The 18,595-nt window shown below is 37.0% G+C and carries 18 protein-coding genes; 3 read left to right on the forward strand and 15 right to left on the reverse strand.

The genetic code is table 11. From position 1 onward, the window contains the following. Positions 1-12 precede the first annotated feature (12 nt). From R7Q39_RS11280 to R7Q39_RS11290, 3 genes are all read right to left on the reverse strand, one after another. Entirely contained in the window at positions 13-525 is a 513-nt protein-coding gene (locus tag R7Q39_RS11280) for an ankyrin repeat domain-containing protein (RefSeq protein ID WP_038129288.1), read from the reverse strand. Positions 526-651: 126 nt separating this feature from the next. Next, complete coding sequence (locus tag R7Q39_RS11285) at positions 652-2,535, reverse strand: single-stranded-DNA-specific exonuclease RecJ (protein ID WP_318076250.1); 1,884 nt, start codon at positions 2,533-2,535, stop codon at positions 652-654. 7 nt (positions 2,536-2,542) lie between these two features. Continuing rightward, the gene (locus R7Q39_RS11290) at positions 2,543-3,160 is read right to left on the reverse strand and encodes a hypothetical protein (RefSeq protein ID WP_038129285.1); all 618 of its coding nucleotides are present in this window, start codon (positions 3,158-3,160) and stop codon (positions 2,543-2,545) included. 77 nt (positions 3,161-3,237) lie between these two features. Between R7Q39_RS11290 and R7Q39_RS11295 the strand changes: the two genes are divergently transcribed. After that, positions 3,238-5,475 (forward strand): AAA family ATPase, encoded by a 2,238-nt coding sequence (locus tag R7Q39_RS11295; protein ID WP_187026574.1) that lies wholly within the window; start codon positions 3,238-3,240, stop codon positions 5,473-5,475. A 49-nt stretch (positions 5,476-5,524) separates the two neighbouring features. On the opposite strand, the gene R7Q39_RS11300 is transcribed toward R7Q39_RS11295, so the two are convergent. Beyond that, complete coding sequence (locus R7Q39_RS11300; protein ID WP_318076251.1) at positions 5,525-6,889, reverse strand: hypothetical protein; 1,365 nt, start codon at positions 6,887-6,889, stop codon at positions 5,525-5,527. Positions 6,890-7,044: 155 nt separating this feature from the next. On the opposite strand from R7Q39_RS11300, the gene R7Q39_RS11305 reads away from it, so the two are divergent. After that, positions 7,045-9,456: a RecQ family ATP-dependent DNA helicase gene (locus R7Q39_RS11305; RefSeq protein ID WP_318076252.1), complete on the forward strand. Its 2,412-nt coding sequence runs from the start codon at positions 7,045-7,047 to the stop codon at positions 9,454-9,456. Next, on the forward strand, positions 9,456-10,070 hold the full coding sequence (gene tmk, locus R7Q39_RS11310) for a dTMP kinase (protein WP_318076253.1): 615 nt from the start codon (positions 9,456-9,458) through the stop codon (positions 10,068-10,070). The genes R7Q39_RS11305 and tmk overlap by 1 nt, the downstream gene beginning before the upstream one ends. Here the strand turns inward: tmk and R7Q39_RS11315 are convergent. The 11 genes from R7Q39_RS11315 to R7Q39_RS11365 form a co-directional block, all read right to left on the reverse strand. Beyond that, complete coding sequence (locus R7Q39_RS11315) at positions 10,065-10,451, reverse strand: hypothetical protein (RefSeq protein WP_318076254.1); 387 nt, start codon at positions 10,449-10,451, stop codon at positions 10,065-10,067. The genes tmk and R7Q39_RS11315 overlap by 6 nt on opposite strands. Further along, positions 10,444-10,851, reverse strand: coding sequence for a hypothetical protein (locus tag R7Q39_RS11320; RefSeq protein WP_045592715.1), 408 nt, complete (start codon positions 10,849-10,851; stop codon positions 10,444-10,446). Before R7Q39_RS11320 ends, R7Q39_RS11315 begins: the two co-directional genes overlap by 8 nt. Continuing rightward, the gene (locus R7Q39_RS11325) at positions 10,844-11,518 is read right to left on the reverse strand and encodes a hypothetical protein (RefSeq protein WP_318076255.1); all 675 of its coding nucleotides are present in this window, start codon (positions 11,516-11,518) and stop codon (positions 10,844-10,846) included. Before R7Q39_RS11325 ends, R7Q39_RS11320 begins: the two co-directional genes overlap by 8 nt. A gap of 14 nt (positions 11,519-11,532) precedes the next feature. Further along, positions 11,533-11,874 carry a GIY-YIG nuclease family protein gene (locus tag R7Q39_RS11330; protein ID WP_053318328.1) on the reverse strand — a complete coding sequence of 114 codons (342 nt, stop codon included), beginning with the start codon at positions 11,872-11,874 and terminating at the stop codon, positions 11,533-11,535. 2 nt (positions 11,875-11,876) lie between these two features. Further along, complete coding sequence (locus R7Q39_RS11335) at positions 11,877-13,058, reverse strand: type II secretion system F family protein (protein WP_045592718.1); 1,182 nt, start codon at positions 13,056-13,058, stop codon at positions 11,877-11,879. A 3-nt stretch (positions 13,059-13,061) separates the two neighbouring features. Next, positions 13,062-14,747: a GspE/PulE family protein gene (locus R7Q39_RS11340; RefSeq protein ID WP_318076258.1), complete on the reverse strand. Its 1,686-nt coding sequence runs from the start codon at positions 14,745-14,747 to the stop codon at positions 13,062-13,064. Beyond that, the gene (locus R7Q39_RS11345; RefSeq protein ID WP_318076259.1) at positions 14,744-16,345 is read right to left on the reverse strand and encodes a hypothetical protein; all 1,602 of its coding nucleotides are present in this window, start codon (positions 16,343-16,345) and stop codon (positions 14,744-14,746) included. Before R7Q39_RS11345 ends, R7Q39_RS11340 begins: the two co-directional genes overlap by 4 nt. 7 nt (positions 16,346-16,352) lie before the next feature. Then, positions 16,353-16,811: a hypothetical protein gene (locus tag R7Q39_RS11350; RefSeq protein WP_038129276.1), complete on the reverse strand. Its 459-nt coding sequence runs from the start codon at positions 16,809-16,811 to the stop codon at positions 16,353-16,355. A 2-nt stretch (positions 16,812-16,813) separates the two neighbouring features. Beyond that, entirely contained in the window at positions 16,814-17,032 is a 219-nt protein-coding gene (locus R7Q39_RS11355) for a hypothetical protein (protein ID WP_038129273.1), read from the reverse strand. Between the two features lie 77 nt (positions 17,033-17,109). Then, positions 17,110-17,790 (reverse strand): hypothetical protein, encoded by a 681-nt coding sequence (locus R7Q39_RS11360; protein ID WP_118895352.1) that lies wholly within the window; start codon positions 17,788-17,790, stop codon positions 17,110-17,112. A 54-nt stretch (positions 17,791-17,844) separates the two neighbouring features. Next, positions 17,845-18,384 carry a hypothetical protein gene (locus tag R7Q39_RS11365; protein WP_085762339.1) on the reverse strand — a complete coding sequence of 180 codons (540 nt, stop codon included), beginning with the start codon at positions 18,382-18,384 and terminating at the stop codon, positions 17,845-17,847. Between the last annotated feature and the right edge of the window lie 211 nt (positions 18,385-18,595).

Below are 18,595 nucleotides of genomic sequence, written 5' to 3' on the forward strand. Positions count from 1 at the left end.
TTGTTTTGCCTGTTAAAGAGAAAATTCATCTAGTTTATTTAGTCTTTTCAGGACATCTTTTGGCTTTTCTTCTTTAGAGTTTCGGCTCTCGATATTCGCCCCGTATTTACGAGCTAAATCGAAATCCTCTTTATTACCAAAAAGAGCGATACGATGAAGTAAGTTTCCGCATTCTTGTCCTTTTTTACTTCCAGTCATTATAACGGAGCGTTTATTAATGTCCATACCGCGATCAATAAGCCCTTTTAATAACTTTTCATTAATATGAGATTTAAAAGCTAATGCAGGAGGGTTCCCATTTTTATCACGCATATTAATCAGCTCTGGGTCATCACCTAAAAGCAAAGCAATATCAACAGCATTGTTTTTTATTGCAACGTTAAGTAGTGATTCACCATCATCATTGCAAACTGTTTTTTCCACGAATTCGCTATTCATATACATGCTAATGAATTTTTTTGTATTTCTATCTTTAGCGCATTTGAACAATGCTCTTTCACTGTGACTTAATTTAATTCTTTTCATGAAGAAGATTCTTTACTTGTTTCTTTTATATAAATTATATCAGGAATCTTGTTATTTATAAGAAAAAAATATAAAAAAGGGTGGTTGCGACTAAGTCACAACCACCCTATATCTGGCAACTTGTTATTAGATAACCATTTCTGAAGATTTTGAAATATTCGCTTCTCTTTGAAGGTTCAATTCATACTCTTCATCATACATATAATTAAACATCAACTGAACCCTTCTAAATCCTTGCCACTCATTAATATCCAATGTGTACACACTATCAATGACATGATTTACTTGTACTCTTGGAGGCTCACTAGGTGAGCAGCAATTCCATAAGAGTGCTTCATACCTGTGATCACTTCCTATAGGGGATACAACAAGTTTAAGATGATTTTGTTCTTTTCCTATAGGCTTAAATTCCCTAACAACAAATTGACCAGAGAATACAGGGGATTCAAATTTTTGTCCCCAAGGTTCAAATGAGTTAATAAGTTCTGCTGTCTCTAAGCTAATATAAGCAGGATCTACGTTATGTATATCCACAACAACAGAGTCCTCAATCATATATGGCTCAATAACTTCTTCACACGCTTTATCAAAAGCTTTTTTGAAAGCTTCAAACTGATTGTATGGAATGCTTATACCCGCAGCCATTGCGTGACCACCAAACTTAGCAATCATTCCAGGGTTTTCTGTATTAATATGATCCATAACATGTCTAACATGCACACCTGGAATGGAACGTGCTGACCCTTTGATTAGGCTGTTATCCATTTCTTCCTTTAGTTGCGCAATAGTTTTTGGATCGTGATTGTTCTCAAGAGCAAATTCATACTTTTCACGAGCAGCTTTTGCCTCATGGGTTTCTGTTAAGCAGATAACAGGTCTATTTACTTTTTCTTTTACTCGCGAGGCAGTGATTCCAACCACACCTTCATGCCAATCGGGTTGGAAGACTACCACACCCATATTAACTTCTTCGTTATCTAGAATACATTCAGTATCAAGCTCCATTTCTCTACCAATTTGTTTACGAGTTTCATTTAACTCAATCAGCTCACTCACTCGATCTGTAACACGACCTGGATTTCGGTCTAGAAGCATCTCAATACCTTTGGTCATATTCTCCAATCGACCAGCAGAGTTAAGAATTGGACCCATCATAAAGCCCCAATCAGAAGATTTTACTTTAAAAATGTCTTTGTTTTTTTGCTTAAATACTTCGTTTATTGCTTCTCTAGCCAAACCTCTTTTGGTTCTATCTAAACCCAGTTTAACAAGAATTCTATTATTTCTATCTAACGGCACAACGTCAGCAACAGTACCCAAGGAGACTAAATCGAATAACTGACCAAGGTTCGGTTCAGCCATGCCTTTTTGCTGGAATATTCCGTAATCACGCATTTTCTTTCTTAATGCGACCATTAGGTAAAAAGCCACACCACATCCCGCGAGGTTTTTAGATGGAAAAGGGCAGTCATTTCTGTTGATGTTAACAGCAGCTTCACACTTAGGCAGTTTACCACTACTGTCTTGCAAGTGGTGGTCAGTAATTATCAACTCCATGCCAAGATCGTAAACTCTATCTGCGCCATCAAATGAAGAGATCCCGCAGTCAACTGTAACAATAACATCTGGCTTTTTAGTTTCATAAGCCAGATCAACAATTGATGGTGTCAAGCCATATCCATGTTTTTGCCTATCAGGAACAATATAGGACACGTTTTCAAAGCCTAACAATTTCAAACCTTCAGCCATGATGCTGGTGGATGTAGCCCCATCACAGTCGAAGTCACCAACAATACAGATGTTTGTTCCTTCCATTAAGTGATCAATCAAGCTGTCAGTTGCTTTGTCCATATCCTTGATCAGAAATGGGTCTAATAGGTTTTTTATGTCTAAATCTAATTCTTCAAGTGATTTAATACCTCGATTCTGAAGAACCCTATTGATAACAGGGTTTTCATGTAGGAAGGCATCGCTTTGTGGCGTTCTTTCTTTGATTGATTTTTTAGTCATTATTAAATTACTCGAATTGTATATCTAAAATACCTAAAGAATGAGACCAAACACCAACACCATTCTTTTTCGCCGTTTCCTGAGCGTAAATCACGGTTTTCTCCATGCTACCAAGCTGAATCGTCTCTGGATCATATTCAAATACTGACAATCCTGACTCTATGATAGCTCTGTTGTAGTTCATGCGTATCTCTTCATTGTCTTCATTTACAAGATTGGAAAAAATAATGCATGAAGGCATACCGCTGGTTGTGACTGATGTGCAATATACATCAACCGATTTACCTTCAATGGCATTGCTAGCAATGGTATTGGCTTCAACCCAGTATTCTTTAAGTTTTGGATTTTTAGTAAATTTGTATTTCTCTGATTTTACACCAAAAGCCTCTACCTTTAAAGCTTTGTGCTCTCTTCGATAGTTATTACTTGTAGTGAACTTAGTGGCTCTTTTGAAAGTTTCATCATCAAATTTAATCCATAAATGCTCAGAGCTTTCAGCAAGCACCCCCGTTCCACTAGCAATAAATGGGTATTTATCACTGATATTATTGTTTAAGTTGATATCTGCATTTGCTGAAAATGCGGCATTTAAAGCTAAAAATGCCAAAAGTGTTTTTTTTATCATTATTTCACCTTACCGTTTTTTGCCAATTATAGTAAAATGTCATAAGCATAACAATAAATGAAAAAAGGTACGGGGTAATGTCATTTATCAAGGTAAAGGTTATTTCCTATAATAACATCAATAAAAATGACTCTTACATTTCTTTGAAAGTAAAACCTGTAGATGAAAAATCTAAAAGTTTTATTTCTGAAAATTTCGAGAGCAGCGGTAAAAGCTTCATTATACATACGAGCGGTAGGGCGTTTTACACACCTAGCGTAGATGATACCGTTGTTATTCGAGGCAAGGTTTCAGAAAACAATGATGGCTTTAAGTATTTTGAGTTTAATTCAATTTTCCCTGCTCACTTTCTTGAAAAGTCCAATCCAAACATTCAAGAAATTTTAGAATCTAAAATCTTTGAATCAATTGATTCAAAAGATGCGCAACAAATTGGAGTTAAGTATGGAAAAGGGATTATTTCTATTCTTGAAAAAGAGCCAGAAAAGCTTGTAAATGATGGATTTAAACTAGACATCCAAGCGGTAAAGAGAGATTGGTCAAAAGCAAAAATGATTGCCCATGATGTTGAGTTCATGAAGCAGTTAGGCTTTTCTTATGATGACATTGCCAAATTGTTTGATATTTTCAATGAGCACCCACACGGTGCTTTAAATGCGATTTCAAGAAATCCTTATAGGCTGATTGATTATTTCCCAATCTCTACAATTGATAGCTATATTAAGAATCTGTATTGGGAAGAAGATTCATATGCTCGCTTAAGTAGTATTGTGGACTTCTTTTATAATCAGTCAATTAGCGGTGGTTCTACGGGGATTTACCCTAAAAATCTATTGGATAGTGTAAAAGCTGAGGGAGTAAATCCACACCTTATCCTAAATCACATGAGAAGTGATATGAGGGTTGGTATTTACAATATGATTGGAGATGTTCTTCAAAGTAAATTACACGCAAGACTTGAAGAAGAGACAGCTCAACATCTTGCAGATTACCTTACATCCTATAAGATTGACGACTACTCAAATCTTGACCCTGATGAGGATTTTCTGACAGATGAGCAAAGAACCGCTGTAAAGAATTGTGTATCAACAAAATTAGCAATACTTACAGGGGGACCTGGTAGGGGTAAGACGACTGTAATTAAAGCAATCATGGGTTTGATTAGAAAAGCGTCCAATAATACTCAAAAAATTGTTTGTATGGCACCTACCAGTCAAGCTGCAAAAAGAATGTCCGAGTCTATTGGAGAGGATTGCTTCACTGTGCATGAGGCTATCGGATTCAATCAGGATAGCGGGTTCTATTCAAAGGTAAACAAGCAAGTTGATGCAGACGTTATTATTGTTGATGAAGTATCAATGCTTGATCTATACGGTCTGTCTCGATTGATTAAATCGTTAAAATCTACAACAAGATTGATTTTAGTAGGCGATAAAGACCAGCTACCTTCAGTTGAGATTGGAAATGTAATCGAAGATTTGATTTCAATAGAGCAGGTGAAAACAAGCTACTTAACAACTCCAATTCGCTTTGGAGAGCACTCAGAGATAAATGATAACGCCATGCTTATCAATCAAGGGGAAACGCCTGCGCTTAATCAGAACCGTCATGGTTCATGGCACGTAATCCCTACTGAGAATGACTTCCAAACACAAGACAAGGTAATTAAGTTATGTCAGGGCTTTATCCCTGGTGAACTTGGTATAGATCATTCTAGGATTCAGGTTCTGTCTGCGCAATATGAAACGCCTATCGGCGTAAATACGATGAATGAGAAGCTTAAGCCTATATTCAATCCTCCAGGGCGCAACTCGTTCAATGCTAAGCTTGGTGGTAAAGAGTTTAGGGTAGGGGATAGAATCGTTATCACGAAGCGAATCAAAGATAAAAACATTCCTAATGGAGCGGTTGGCGAAATTAAATACATTGACTTCAAAGGGAAAAAGGTAAGCATTGAATTCGATGGAGAAACTGTTGCATTACCTCTATCAATTGGTCGTCAAATGGAACTGTCTTACTCTAAGACAATTCACAAATCACAAGGTACTGAGTGTGACGCGATTATCATCCCTATTTCAAAAAGCAACAAAAGAATGCTGAATAGAAAACTTATCTATACCGCAGTAACAAGGGCTAAACAGCAGGTGTTTATTGTTGGTGATGTGAATGCATTCTTGGAATGTATTAAGGATGAAAACCAAGAAGAAAGAATCTCGTTCCTTTCTCATCGCATAAAAGAAAACATTGAAAAGAATCTCAAAATGTCCAAAGAGATCTCAGCCAAAAGTGAAGAACTTGGCGTTCCTTTCCAATAATAAGATAAATAAAAAAGCGCATCGTTGGATGCGCTTTTATTTGTTTCTATTAACCACCGTAGGCAAGTAATTTAACGCCTTGGAGTATGATTAGTACAACACTTGAAGTTAAGAATGCTGCGGTAGTCAGCTTAAACACAGTGTTTGATTTTTGCGTTTCAATCAGCATGGTTCTGTACATTTTAATTGCTTTTTTGTACTTCTTAATCTTAGCTGTTAATGAACCGATTTTCTTTGCTTTTTGCTCATTGGCTTTAGATAGCTCATCTACTTTAGCATCATATGTTGCTTTCATAGCAATTAGCTCAGCATTTCGCGCTTCAATCTCTTGGATTTTCTGCGCGGAGATGTCAGTTGCTGAGATTTCACCACTAACAATCTTGGCTTGCAGTTCCTCTAGCTGAGCTTTGAAAGACATGGATTTCTGCTCATATTGAGAAAGGCTTTCAGTCAGACTTTGATTGGTTATTTCAAGCTTACTATTATTGTCATTTAGACTTTGAACTTCTAATAGCATAGCCTGACTTTTCTCTCTTTCTTTAGACAGAGAAAGCTCAACTTCACGATGCTTACTAATTGCAACATATTCACCTAGAATACGTTCAATTTCAGCTTTATGGTCTTCTTTTAGAGAAAGAATCTGACCTTGTAGCTTGCCTACTTCTTCTTGGTGCTTATGATTTGCCAAAAGTAATTTATTATTAATTTCTTCAATCACGATAGAGTGTTGAGCCTCAAGAGCTGCTTTTTGCTCACTTAGCTTTTCTGCTGCCAACATCTCATTTGCTTTAAGAGCAGTTGCTTTCTGCTTTTCTAGATCTTGAATTTCCTGCTTGTGTGCTAGTTTGGTAGCATCAAGAAGTTCATTAAGTTTAGAGATTTCACTTTCAGCATTTTGACTTTGGAATTCTAAAGTTTGAACTTTGCTCTCAAGCTCACTAACGTTACGACGATGCTTTGCTTGAAGTTCGTTCTTTACATTAGTAAAAAAATTGTCTCGTTCTACATGATATTCTTCTTCACTGATTGGCTCTCGACCAATGAAGTTTTTAATATCATTAAACTGTTTAACAATCTGAGATTTATCTGTTAAGTGGATAGAGTATCGTTTTTTTAGCATTGTCGCTTGAATGGTTTCAGCCCACTCATTCCAGTCCATTGCCAGACCAAGCGCAGAACCTGTGCGCGTAATGAACTGATGCATTGTTTGATGTTGTAAGCGACCAGCCTTAGAGCTTGCTGGGATAGATGCTTCTGGGTTTAGCAGTTGATCTTCAGGCAACGAACATGCTTTAGAGACAATCTCAGAGACATGCCACCAGTCCATGATATTGATCTTATTCTGCAAGTCTGCAAGCTCAGATGCTACTATAGGGGTAACATTAGACCCGATTTCTTGTTTTAGAGCACTCATTTATTTAGCCTTATTTTTGGTTTTTATCTTTTTATTTAATTCAGAATTCTACAATATGGTTAAAGCTAACGCAACTTTTATGTATTGGAAAATCAGTGTTAATACATAAAATAAATTGTGGTATAATAAGCAAATAGAATAAATGAGAATAAAAAATGAACAAAGATCCAAGTCAAATTCTTAAAGAGTATTGGGGCTATGACGGGTTTAGACCAGGGCAAGCCGAAATTGTTGATAATGTAATCAGCGGTAAAGACTCATTAGCCATCATGACAACAGGTGGTGGTAAGTCAATTTGTTTCCAAGTTCCAGCATTGGCACTCGATGGGACGTGCGTGGTAATTAGCCCACTTATTTCATTGATGAAAGACCAAGTTGATAATTTGCTTAAAAGAAATATTCCTGCAACATACATCAACTCTTCTTTAGAGCCTCAAGAAATCTTCAACCGCGTTAGACTAACTGGTGAAAACGCATACAAACTTGTATACATGGCTCCAGAAAGGCTAGAGGACGAGAAAATGCTTGAAGCCTTGGCGAGAGCTAAGATTTCATTTATTGCAATCGATGAAGCTCACTGTGCTTCTTTGTGGGGGCATGACTTCCGTATTGCATATTCTCGAATAAATGATTCGTTACAGAAAATTGAGTCGGTTCAAAATCGTAGAATCCCTAGAGCAGCGTATACAGCTACAGCAACGGAAAGGGTGCGCGAAGATATCCTTCAAACTCTTGGGATGGAAGATCCATATATTCAAGTTGGTAAATTTGATAGACCAAACATTAGATTCCATGTAAAAGAACCGAACAGTAAGACTGAGGCACTAACAGAATTGTTAGACCATCATAAAGGTCAGGATACAATCATTTATGTCCCAACAGTAAAACTGGCTGAAACATTAGGTGCAAGCCTGAATTCAAGGGGGCTTAATGTTGGTGTGTATCACGGTAAATTATCACCAGAGCAGAAAAATAGCGTACAAGATGCTTTCATTGAAAGTCGCTTGAAAACTATTGTTGCTACGAATGCTTTCGGTATGGGGGTTGACAAACCAACTGTCAGAGCAGTCATACACTTTAACATGCCTCAAAACCTTGAAAACTATTATCAAGAAGCGGGTAGGGCTGGTCGTGACGGAAAAGATTCTGATGCTTACTTGTTATACAGCAAAAAGGATAGGGTTCTAAATGAGTTCTTTATTGCAACGTCATACCCAACAATAGCGAATGTAATTGCTGTACGAAATGCACTCTTCCAGTTAGTTGGTGATCGTGTTGATTACATGAAGTTTGAAACTATTTCAGATTTTGTAGCGGAAAAGATTAGCGCATACGAAGTTCAAAGCATCATGAACATCCTAGAAGACCAGGGTGTTATTAAGATGAAAGGCTCTGAAGGCGATTATTTGGGCGTAGAAGTGTCAATCGAGAACATTGAGGCTCCTTTAGACTTAGACTACCTGCAAGAGCGAAGAAAGACCACACAAGCAGCGCTAAACACTATGGAGCGATACTGCCAAACTAAACTGTGTAAGCGCACTGCGATTATGAAGTATTTTGGTGACTCTCATCAAGATAACTGTGGTACATGTTCTTCATGCCTTGAAAAGAGCTTGGAAGGGCAAAAAATCAGCAAGTACAGTGACGAAGATTTAAGAGCTGCCTTATCTTTGATTGAAGACACAAATGGTCAACTTACCACTCAAAGGTATGCTGATATTCTTGTAGGTCTCCAAAAAGAGTCATTAATTAGAAGAAACTACGACCAACTCAACCAGTTTGGTCTTCTAAAACAGATGACTACAATTAAGGTCAAAAGGCTAATGGAGGATATGATTGATGACCAGATCATCCACGTATCTAAAATGGAAGGCAACTACAAGATCACTCCAAAAGGAAAAGAGCTTTTAGAAGGTAAAAGCCAAGAAAGAGTGATCAGCGACTTTGGAACAGTGAAGAAGTCCAATGAAGCTGGCGCAATGAAAGTTAAGCAGATATATGACCCAGAGCTTTATAAAATCATTCTTGAAAAGCGTAGCTTGTTAGCAATGAAGAGGTCTTACCCTCCACACATGATCTTCAGCGATAGAGCGGCAAGAAAGCTTGCTACTATCAAGCCGCTGAACAAGGAATCAATGGCGCAATGTGATATCTCTGATCAAAGAATCAGAATGTATGGTGATGACATCATTGCGACAATCAGTGGATATATATCATTGAATAATATTGACGCTCCATTTTCCGACAATTCGAATGCTGGCAAAGAAGAGGCTGAAAAGAGTCCGAATTTGAACGTGGAACATGAAGGCAATGATGTTCATGTTGTGGAAACTTCCTCTGTTAATGGCTTAATGACATTGAGAGCAAAACTTGCTCAAACTTTCGATGAAAACGAAATGCTTATCTTTAGTGAGAATGTTGCGAAAGCAATTTCTGAAAAGATGCCAACATCAATTGATGATCTTACAAATTGCGGTATGACGTTGCGCAGAGCTAAAAAATATGGAAAATACATCCTTCAAGAGATTAATAAAGATAATAAAAAAGATTCGGAGCTTGAAATTTAATGTTTATTGTTATTGAAGGTGTTGATGGAGCAGGTAAAAGTGAACAAATATCAAGAGTTTGCTCTTACTTTGCTTCATTAGGTTTTGATGTTGAGATTACTAGAGAGCCAGGAGGCACTCCTGCTGCTGAAGCCATTCGAAGTGTGCTTTTAGACGATTCCTTTGAAGAGGTTATCCATAGTGAAACAGAGATGCTTTTATTTTTAGCCTCTAGAAATCAACATTATAAGAACAAAATTAAGGAAAATCTTCAAAAAGGCAAAATCGTAGTCTGTGATAGATTTGAGCCATCAACCTATGTATACCAATGTATGAATGACAATAGTCTGTTTAGCTCATACAACGCCCTTAAAAAGGCGATAGGTTTTAAGTGTGAACCAGACCTTACATTCGTTCTCGACATTCCATATGAAACGTATGAGGAAAGAATGATTAGTAGAGGGAAAAGGAATAGACTTGATCCTAACGGTAAAGAGGATTTCGATAAGATTCGAAATAGATACAAAGAATACTGTTGGCTCAACCCACACGCTATTTGTATCGATGGGGTAGGAACAATGGACGGAGTGTTCGAAAGAATAAAGAACCATTTGGATAATGAGAGCCGCTTATAGCGGCTCTTTTAATGCATTATCATAAAGATTATGGAACTGACTTCTGCTCAATTTATATTCATTAAAAGTATCAAGCTCCCTTATGATTATAGGATAAAGCCTATTTTTTTGTTCCCATCCAAGGACTTTAAAGGTGCCATTATCTGCAATTAATACTTCATCAATAGCCATTATTGGTAGTCTATATCGATTCGCATATTTGATGTATTCGTTGCGAATGAAGTTTTCGTATTCGGAAAGATTCTTAACCTTAATGGAGATTGATATTTCACCGTTTTCATTTTTGATATCAAATTTATTAAGGATTAAGCCTGGTAAATTACGAACAATATTTTCAATTTTTGAAGTTTCATTCAGTAAAAATTGTACATCGCTACTCATTTAAATCTAAGCCACCACCAATAGAAACTAGGATGTATTCTTTAACTTTTGTTGGGTGAGCATTGAATTCTCTACCATCTGATGTAATTAGTCTGATGCAGTGTTCACCGCCATCCAAATCCAAACCGATAATTTTCACTTCCTGATGAACGTCGGGATAGAAAAACTTGATTTTTAACCATTCCTCTTTGAATCCAGAATTTGCGCACCACTCACAGTACGCTTCGCTCATGATCTGCTTATAATTTCCTTTGTATACTGAAAGATTGCAAATCATAACGTTGTTAAAGTTCAAATACGAAAAGTCTGGTGAAGAGTATCCTTTCTTAGCAAGGTAGTTTTTAATCGTGTCCTTTAATCCATCCATAACCTCTACGTCACTTTGATGCAAATTACTCATAACGGTATCTCGGAGTGTAATTTAAATATTGATCCACGAAATCTTTCTGTCTTTCAACCCAGTAACTTTTAGCATCTGACTCACTCAAGCAAGCTTGCTCTTTACTTAGCCCTGAACGAGATAAATTGATAAATGCATCAACTTGAGTTGAAAGAATTTCAAATTTTGAAGAACTTACATTTTTGGTTAAAGCACAAATTTGAATTTGTAAACCGTCATAGCTAACAGGAGGCAATCCATTCTTAATTCGGTTTTTATTTACCATTGGAGTTTCTGGATCAAAACTATACTGCTCATAATTTACCATGTTGTCGTCTTGGTAAATTTTTATGCTATTGAATGTGACATTATCATCCCACTTACTTTTTAGCTCTTCATGCTGAGTTGTCATTATATAGAAAATTGCATCTTCTACTTCAGATTGACTGTGCTCAGTTTTTAATACAGAAAGAGACTGTAAGCTTGACAGGAGAAGATCGTTTTCTTCTTTAGTATTTTCAACAACAATTTTCTCTTGTTGGCTATGTGGTTTTCTTAGGAGCTGGAACCCGCTATAAGCATCATCGAAAACACCAACTTTGTCGAGTGAGCCACCATTTGCGAAAGATGAAGCAGAGGCAAAAGCAATGCTTAAGGCAATAATTTTAGATTTCATATTACTTTTCATATTTATTTCATTTATTAATCAGGACATGTCCACACATTGTAATATCTATCTAATTCCTCATCAACATACAGTCCATTGATTTCTTCAATTACTGAAGATACAACAGCTTTTGCTTTGTCTAAATCGATTTCGAAAAACTCTCTAGAGTCATTACAACGATATGCATTTAGTCTGTTGAAAATTTCAGTTTCAGCTCTATATGATTCCATTACTTGGCTATAGAAAAGAAGAGTAAATGGGTAAGGAACGCTCGTATTAAATAATGAGGACAATCTGCCCTCAATATCTGTAGTTGTTCCTATCTTTAATAATCCAGGCATTGCCTTATTAGATAGGATGTAAATATAACCATCCATAATTACCCCAAGTCGGCAGTTGCAAACTGCATCATTGGTACAATGGTAAGTCCGAAGAGAACCGCGCCTGCTAGACAAAGGAATACAACAGAAACACCCTGAAGAATTGGTGCAAGCATTCTCACTCTCGCGCCATAGATGTTCTTATATTGAATCGCAATGGCATCGAGAGAAAGAGCAATATTTTTTCTGTCTTCTGATGATGAAAGTGCCGCAACATCGGTTGGGTGCAAAGATTTCAACTCCATAGCCCAGTCTCTACCAGCGCCTCGTCCAATAGCATCTGCTGAGTTTACTAGCTCCTGTCTTAATTGCCCCTTTTCAGCAACGCTAGCAGAGAGGTAGAGTGCCTCTTGCATTCTCACGTCTGATTTCGTTAGCATACTTAAGCCAAATAGAGCAATGTATGAGTTTTTAGATAAAGCGAGATCTTTGTAGTAAGGGATCTTTAGAATGATTTTATCTACTAAAAGTGGAGCAAAGTTTCTACCCCATTTATTCATTGCCCACAATACAAACATCATAAGGGCAAATGACCCCATCATTACTTCACAGAACTTACCTAGAGTAATCGCCCAGTCTACATCGATAGAGTCACCAGCAATTACCATAAGGTCTGATTCAAGCGTTTGGGGACCCATATATCGTGTTGTACCAAATGTAATACCCACAGCAGAGAAAAAGCCCGTTAAAGCACTACCAATCCCAGCGCCACTTTCACGCTTAATTCGATCCATTTCGATTTCAAAATCCGCTGCATTTCTCAGGGCTGAGGCAGTATCACCGCCGATGATTCCCGCTTTGATCAGGGCAACTGTTGTTGCAGGGAACTCTTTTGGACCAAGAGACTCAATTGCATCTGGTAAGCTTTTACCTGTAGAAATATGCCTAAGAAGCCTTGATGAAATCTTTTTTATTTTTCCTTTAAATGTTGATTCCATTAAAGCCAAAGATTCAGAGACAGGCATTTTAGAGCCTGTCATCGCGGCTAATCGCTGAAGAAAGATTTGTCGGTCAGCAGTTTCAAATGCTGGCTCCCACTTGCCCATTGAGAAGGCTTTTTTACAAGATATAACCTTTCCATATGTCTTGGCAATTTTCATTGCATCAAGCTGGTCAGGAGCCTCAATCTCTCTAGTGATCAGTTTCCCTTTATGTTCTATAACGCATTTAAATAATTTCATTTTTTATAGTTCTGTAATGTGAAGGTTATCTTTTATTAATAATTGATATTTTTCTTCAAATTCATCTTTCCAGTTTGGTTCTAAATCAGAAAGTGACTCTTTAATTTCATTTATTTGATATGTGTTATATTCTAAGAATTTAGCACTTTCAGTCAAGCTAACTTTCTTTAGCATTCTACGCATTAACTCATATTCAAGCATTGAAAGACCCTTGTCACCAAATACACGATCAATCTCTTTGAAATTAGTAATGCTTTTTTCATACTTTAAAAATGCGTTTTGGATTATTGTTTTCCAAAGGGGTTTTTTCTCAACAAGAACCTTTTCAATTTCTTCATCAGTATTGAAGTAATAACATTCAGAAACGATTGTTCGACCTGAATACCCAGAATCCAAGCATTTAGGACAACCAGAGCCACCACATGATAAACAAAGAGTCCTAATCAGGGTTTGGCACAATACAGAGCGCAAGATATCTTTTAATTCATGTGGAGGAACGCCGATATCCCTAAATCGGTTAAATGCGCCTAAAATTGAGTTAGTGTGGATTGTCGCAAACACCAAGTGACCTGTTTCCGCAGCTTTAACTGCGTTACGCGCTGTTTCTTCATCACGAATTTCACCCAAAATTATGATGTCTGGATCCGAACGCATAAAGGCTTTAAGTGCTCTAGGATAGTTATATCCAACCGCATCATTCATATTACATTGAACAATGTAAGGAATTTGATATTCCACAGGGTCTTCAGCGGTAAATATTGCTTTTGATATCTTATCCAAACCTTTAACTGTAGAATTTAGGGTGGTAGTTTTACCTGAACCCGTAGCACCACAAATAAGGTTGATTCCATTGATCAAGCTTGCGCCTTTCTTCCACTCATTAATTCCTTCGATACCCAAATCATCAATTTTTTTATTGGCATTCTGAGGGTCAAGAATACGCATTACGATTGTTTCACCATTGGTTTCCACTACGGTAGCAACACGTAAATCAACCATGCGACCATCATGCTCAATCGAAAAACCACCATCTTGTGGGATTCGCCTTTCAGCCATATCAATTCTTGATTTATCCTTTATCCTTGAGGTCAAGACTTGATATTCTTCAAGCTCACCTTCGTGATAAAGTGTTCGAACACCAAGATATCGAACTAAAATCGTGTATGACTCAACTTTAGGGTTTATGTGTATGTCAGATACACCCTTAATAATGCAATCTCTTAAAAGGCTTTCTAGAGTAAGCCCATCTTCATCACTCGATTCCCCAAGCTTATCCAGATAGGATTCAATAGCTTCCAGACTTGACTCAATAAAAACAATTTCTTGAGCAGGAAAGTAGGGTTTAAGTAAGAACCTAACTATGGCTTCATCAGTAAAAGTGCTTATGTAAACATTTTTAACAGTGTCTGCGGAAATTTTAGTTTTCGTCTTAACTAATATCTCAGTTGGGACATGAGCAAGAATTATTTCTTCATGCTCAAGACCGTCTTGAGAGATTTTAAGCATGGAATCAACATACACATCTTGAGATATGAATCCGTTTTTAACGAGGATATGACCAAGTTTTCTACCAGTGACGGAAGACTCCATTTCACTGGCTTTCAACTCTTTATCAGTCACTAAGTTATTCTTTAATAGATGCTCTTTTAGTTGTTCGTTTCTTGAGCTGGAATTTACTTTATTATTCATTGGTTACAGTTCCAATTACTTCTATTTGTTGTAATTTTATTATTTACGCTTTCAGAAGTTCCGCTGGTGTTACTAATAGAATCGGAGAATAACAGTCCAGTCCAACATGTTTCAGATGTAATGTTAGCATTATCACCATAAACACCTAGACCAGACTCATCAACAATCGCTGTTACGTTTACACCTGTTAGGCTTAAATCCGTGCTTTCAGACAAACCTAACTGACCACCATTTTTTAATGTTATTGCGTATTTACTTTTAGAGATATTTATATCACTACCAATTATATCCATTTTCCCTTGATTTACAATTGGGGAATAGTTTGCTTTAGTGGAAATATTTAGTGTTGATTTTTTAATTGCTACACTGGATGATTCATCGATAAAGATCGCTGACTTTAGATTATCCGTGGCTCCAGAAGTAATCACATTTACAGAAGAATAGTTTATGTCTAGTCTAGAACCATCTAAAGAAACGACTCTTCCGTTATTATTTTTAACTCTGAAGTTTAATGTCGAATCTTTTACATTTACCTTGCCACTACTAACGCTCAAAACATTATCGTAAATGCCAGCAGTCATGTTTACGGTTCCATTAACAACAAATTCACTATTGACTGCGTTCATATCATTAATGTTGCTGTCTTCAACATAAATTGTGCTATTCAAGGCATCTATATAGATGCCATCTAACGATAGGTCTTTTACGTATAATGATGCGTTACAAAGCTTTATCTTTGCTGATGATGCACTTGTAAGTTGTGAAATATTGGAACCATCAAAGGAACCGTTTAGATAAACCTTTCTAGGGTAAATATCTTTACTAAAGCAAAAGTCTATATCGCCAGAAACAGTGAATGTGTCAGGGTCAATCATTATGTTGTACTGGATTGCCGAACCCATTTTCCATGCGCTTGACATTGCAGATAAGTCCTGCGCATTTCCTGATAATAGAGGTATAGTTTTGGTGATTTTGTCATTGGAAGCCTGCTCTGACGAGATGGCTGTAACTATAGCGCCAGGAACTGTATAAATACCATCTGTCAGCTTAACTTCAGAGCAGGAAGGGGCATTACTGTCTTTAGAGTATGGTGATAGAATAAGTGCTGAAATAGATTTTTTGTTAATTGAAGAATCAATATTTAGATTGGATTCAGCTACATACTTTTTACCATTTACAGTAAGCAATGAAACATTGTAAGTGCTAAGGTCGCCTTCAATTTTACCTGTTTTTACAGTTGCTAATTCATAACCAACACCACCAATACTTTCTCCAATAGGGCAGTATACATAGTAACGACCAAAAGCGTTTACTTTAGGTAAACCATACCCGTCAGGAAGCACATGAAAACTAATATCGCTTATTCCGTTTCCATTGTAGTCCTGCTCTAAGTTCAATCCGAATGGTGCGATCAGCCTGCCAGTAGTTGGATCCTCAACCCTGTCGTTTTCTAACGCAATGACCCATTTGCTAGTAATATCTTTATCAGACTGGGTGGAGTAAAGCATGTTAGTTGAATGTGTCATATTCATAAAACTAAAACCAATGGCTCCCACAAAAGCCATGAATATGAGCGCAAGCACCATCAAATGAATCATTACATTTTTACCTTATTATATATGTTATCTTTTTATTTACTGGAAAAGTTACTGGCAAAACTTCAGTTTTTGACCCGCAGGTATCTGAAATAATGAAGTTTCCTTGAAGCTCATCACCACTGATTGCCTTTAACATTTTCAGTGAGCTTTCAGCTTTTATCTCTACATCGAAGCACAGCTCTACAGTCCCATTAACATGGTTGTTTTCAAACTGAGAAAGCGACATGTTTTTTGGTAGTTTTGGTTGAGAAATGATATCTGGTATGAACTGATCAGTACTAGTAGGGTATTTGCTGTGAATCATTTTGTAATTCATAACTCCAGACGAGTATTGAATCAGTGATGATTTTATTAGAGTCTTACTTCCAATATCATCTATAACTGTGGGGTTTATGTAGTTAGCCCCAGCAGTTAAAAATGCGGCAAATACAGCAATGGAGATAATCGTAATAATTAGATGCCCCATAATTAGATCGCTCTAGGCTTCTTTACCACTTTTGCAACTAGATGATCAGCAATTCTTGAAGGTCTATAGGTAGCCAATGCTAAACCCAGCCAGCCTGCAACCAGAAATAGCATGTCCCACGTATAACTACCGTAAGCAATGGCAGATAGTGCAAGGATATAATCCGATAAAATCATACCTTTAGAGTCTAAGAAACCTTTTAATTTTATTATTGCGTTCATATTGTTTTCCTAATATTTTTTATAATTAATTTATTTGAATATGTTATTTATTGTTCTTATTAATGTCAATGAAGTAATTAATGTTTTATCAATAAAAAAGCAGCTTCTGGACATAGGCTTAAGAATTTATTTATTGTTTCACTGCTCGATAATTTACTCTTAATATCAGAGTCTTGGTATCTTGAGAACGCTTGCAAATCCTTTAATGAAATTTCCGTGCTTGAGTACTTTTTAATGAACTCTGTGATAGCAATATTGTGTGAAGGATCTCCATAACCACCCAGACTTTTCAGCTCCCACTTAGATACATCGTCGTAAGGAACAAACGGTATAAATGCGGCTTGATGCGATAATCTTGGTAGCAATAAACAAGCATAACCATCACACCGCCCTAAGAGCTTCATGTGCTTTTTTTTGTTGATTGCAAAGAACCTTTTATTAGGTGCGCAATCGAAAGTCTTAACATCGATACGTAGTCTGCCAGGATGGATATCCAAAAATAGGTCGGCATACGTATGTTTACTTCCGCCACCCAAGCTAAACATATTTTTAATTGCGTTAATTTTTTCATCATTAGATAGGTACTGACCAAACCATTTGATTGCAATTAACTCACCTATAGAACCCATTAGATCATTGAGAATGTTTTTATCTCTTCCTCGGTCTCTGGAGATATTTCTTTTATTTTCATTTGATCTTCTCCGAGCTTCACCAATTAAAGCAGCTAACGCCCATTGTTCAGCGGATATCTTTACCATAAAACCACCAATAAAAAAGGCCGCATATGAATGCGGCCTGTTTGTTTCAGACTATTAGATAGTCATGTGAACTTTAGCTTTAGCAGTACCAGAGCTAACGTCGATTGCATCAACATCAACATCAGCAGAGCCAGCGCCAGCTACTAGGTTTGCATCAGTGAAAGTACCGTCAGCAGCAACGCTACAGAACACTACGCCAGCACCGTTTTTGTTAACTGTCTTACAGATATCTTTAGTGATACCGTCTTCAGTTTTAGCTGCGAATGGAAGCTCAACAGAAACGATACTTACAGTAGCAGTAGAAGCGTTTTTAGCATCGCCTAGTTCCCAGTTAGCGCCATCAGCACCTACAGGTAGGCTTGGAGTAGAGCTTAGGTAAGCACCTTCAAGGTCTGCAATCGCAGTAGGAGCACCACCTTCAGAAGCTGTAAACAAAGTTGCAGCAGCTTGGATTTGTTGTGCTTGGTTGATCAGGGTTGCCGCTTTAGCGTCAGAAGAACCACGGTTGAACGCGTCACCGCCGTAGTAAAGTGAAGCACCTGCTAGAACTACAACTAGAGCGATTGCGATGATTGAGATGATTAAGTTAAACATAGTTTAGTTTCCTTTTACTTTATTGTTATTTGTTTGTTATTATTTATTGTTTTTAAATTTATTATTATTTTTTATTATTATTTTTTATTGTTGTTTTTTATTGTTATTTAAAGAGGGGGAGGTTCCCCCTCTAAAGACTATTAGATAGTCATGTGAACTTTAGCTTTAGCAGTACCAGAGCTAACGTCGATTGCATCAACATCAACATCAG

Source organism: Vibrio sp. 947, from assembly GCF_033339115.1.
Lineage (GTDB): Bacteria > Pseudomonadota > Gammaproteobacteria > Enterobacterales > Vibrionaceae > Vibrio > Vibrio alginolyticus.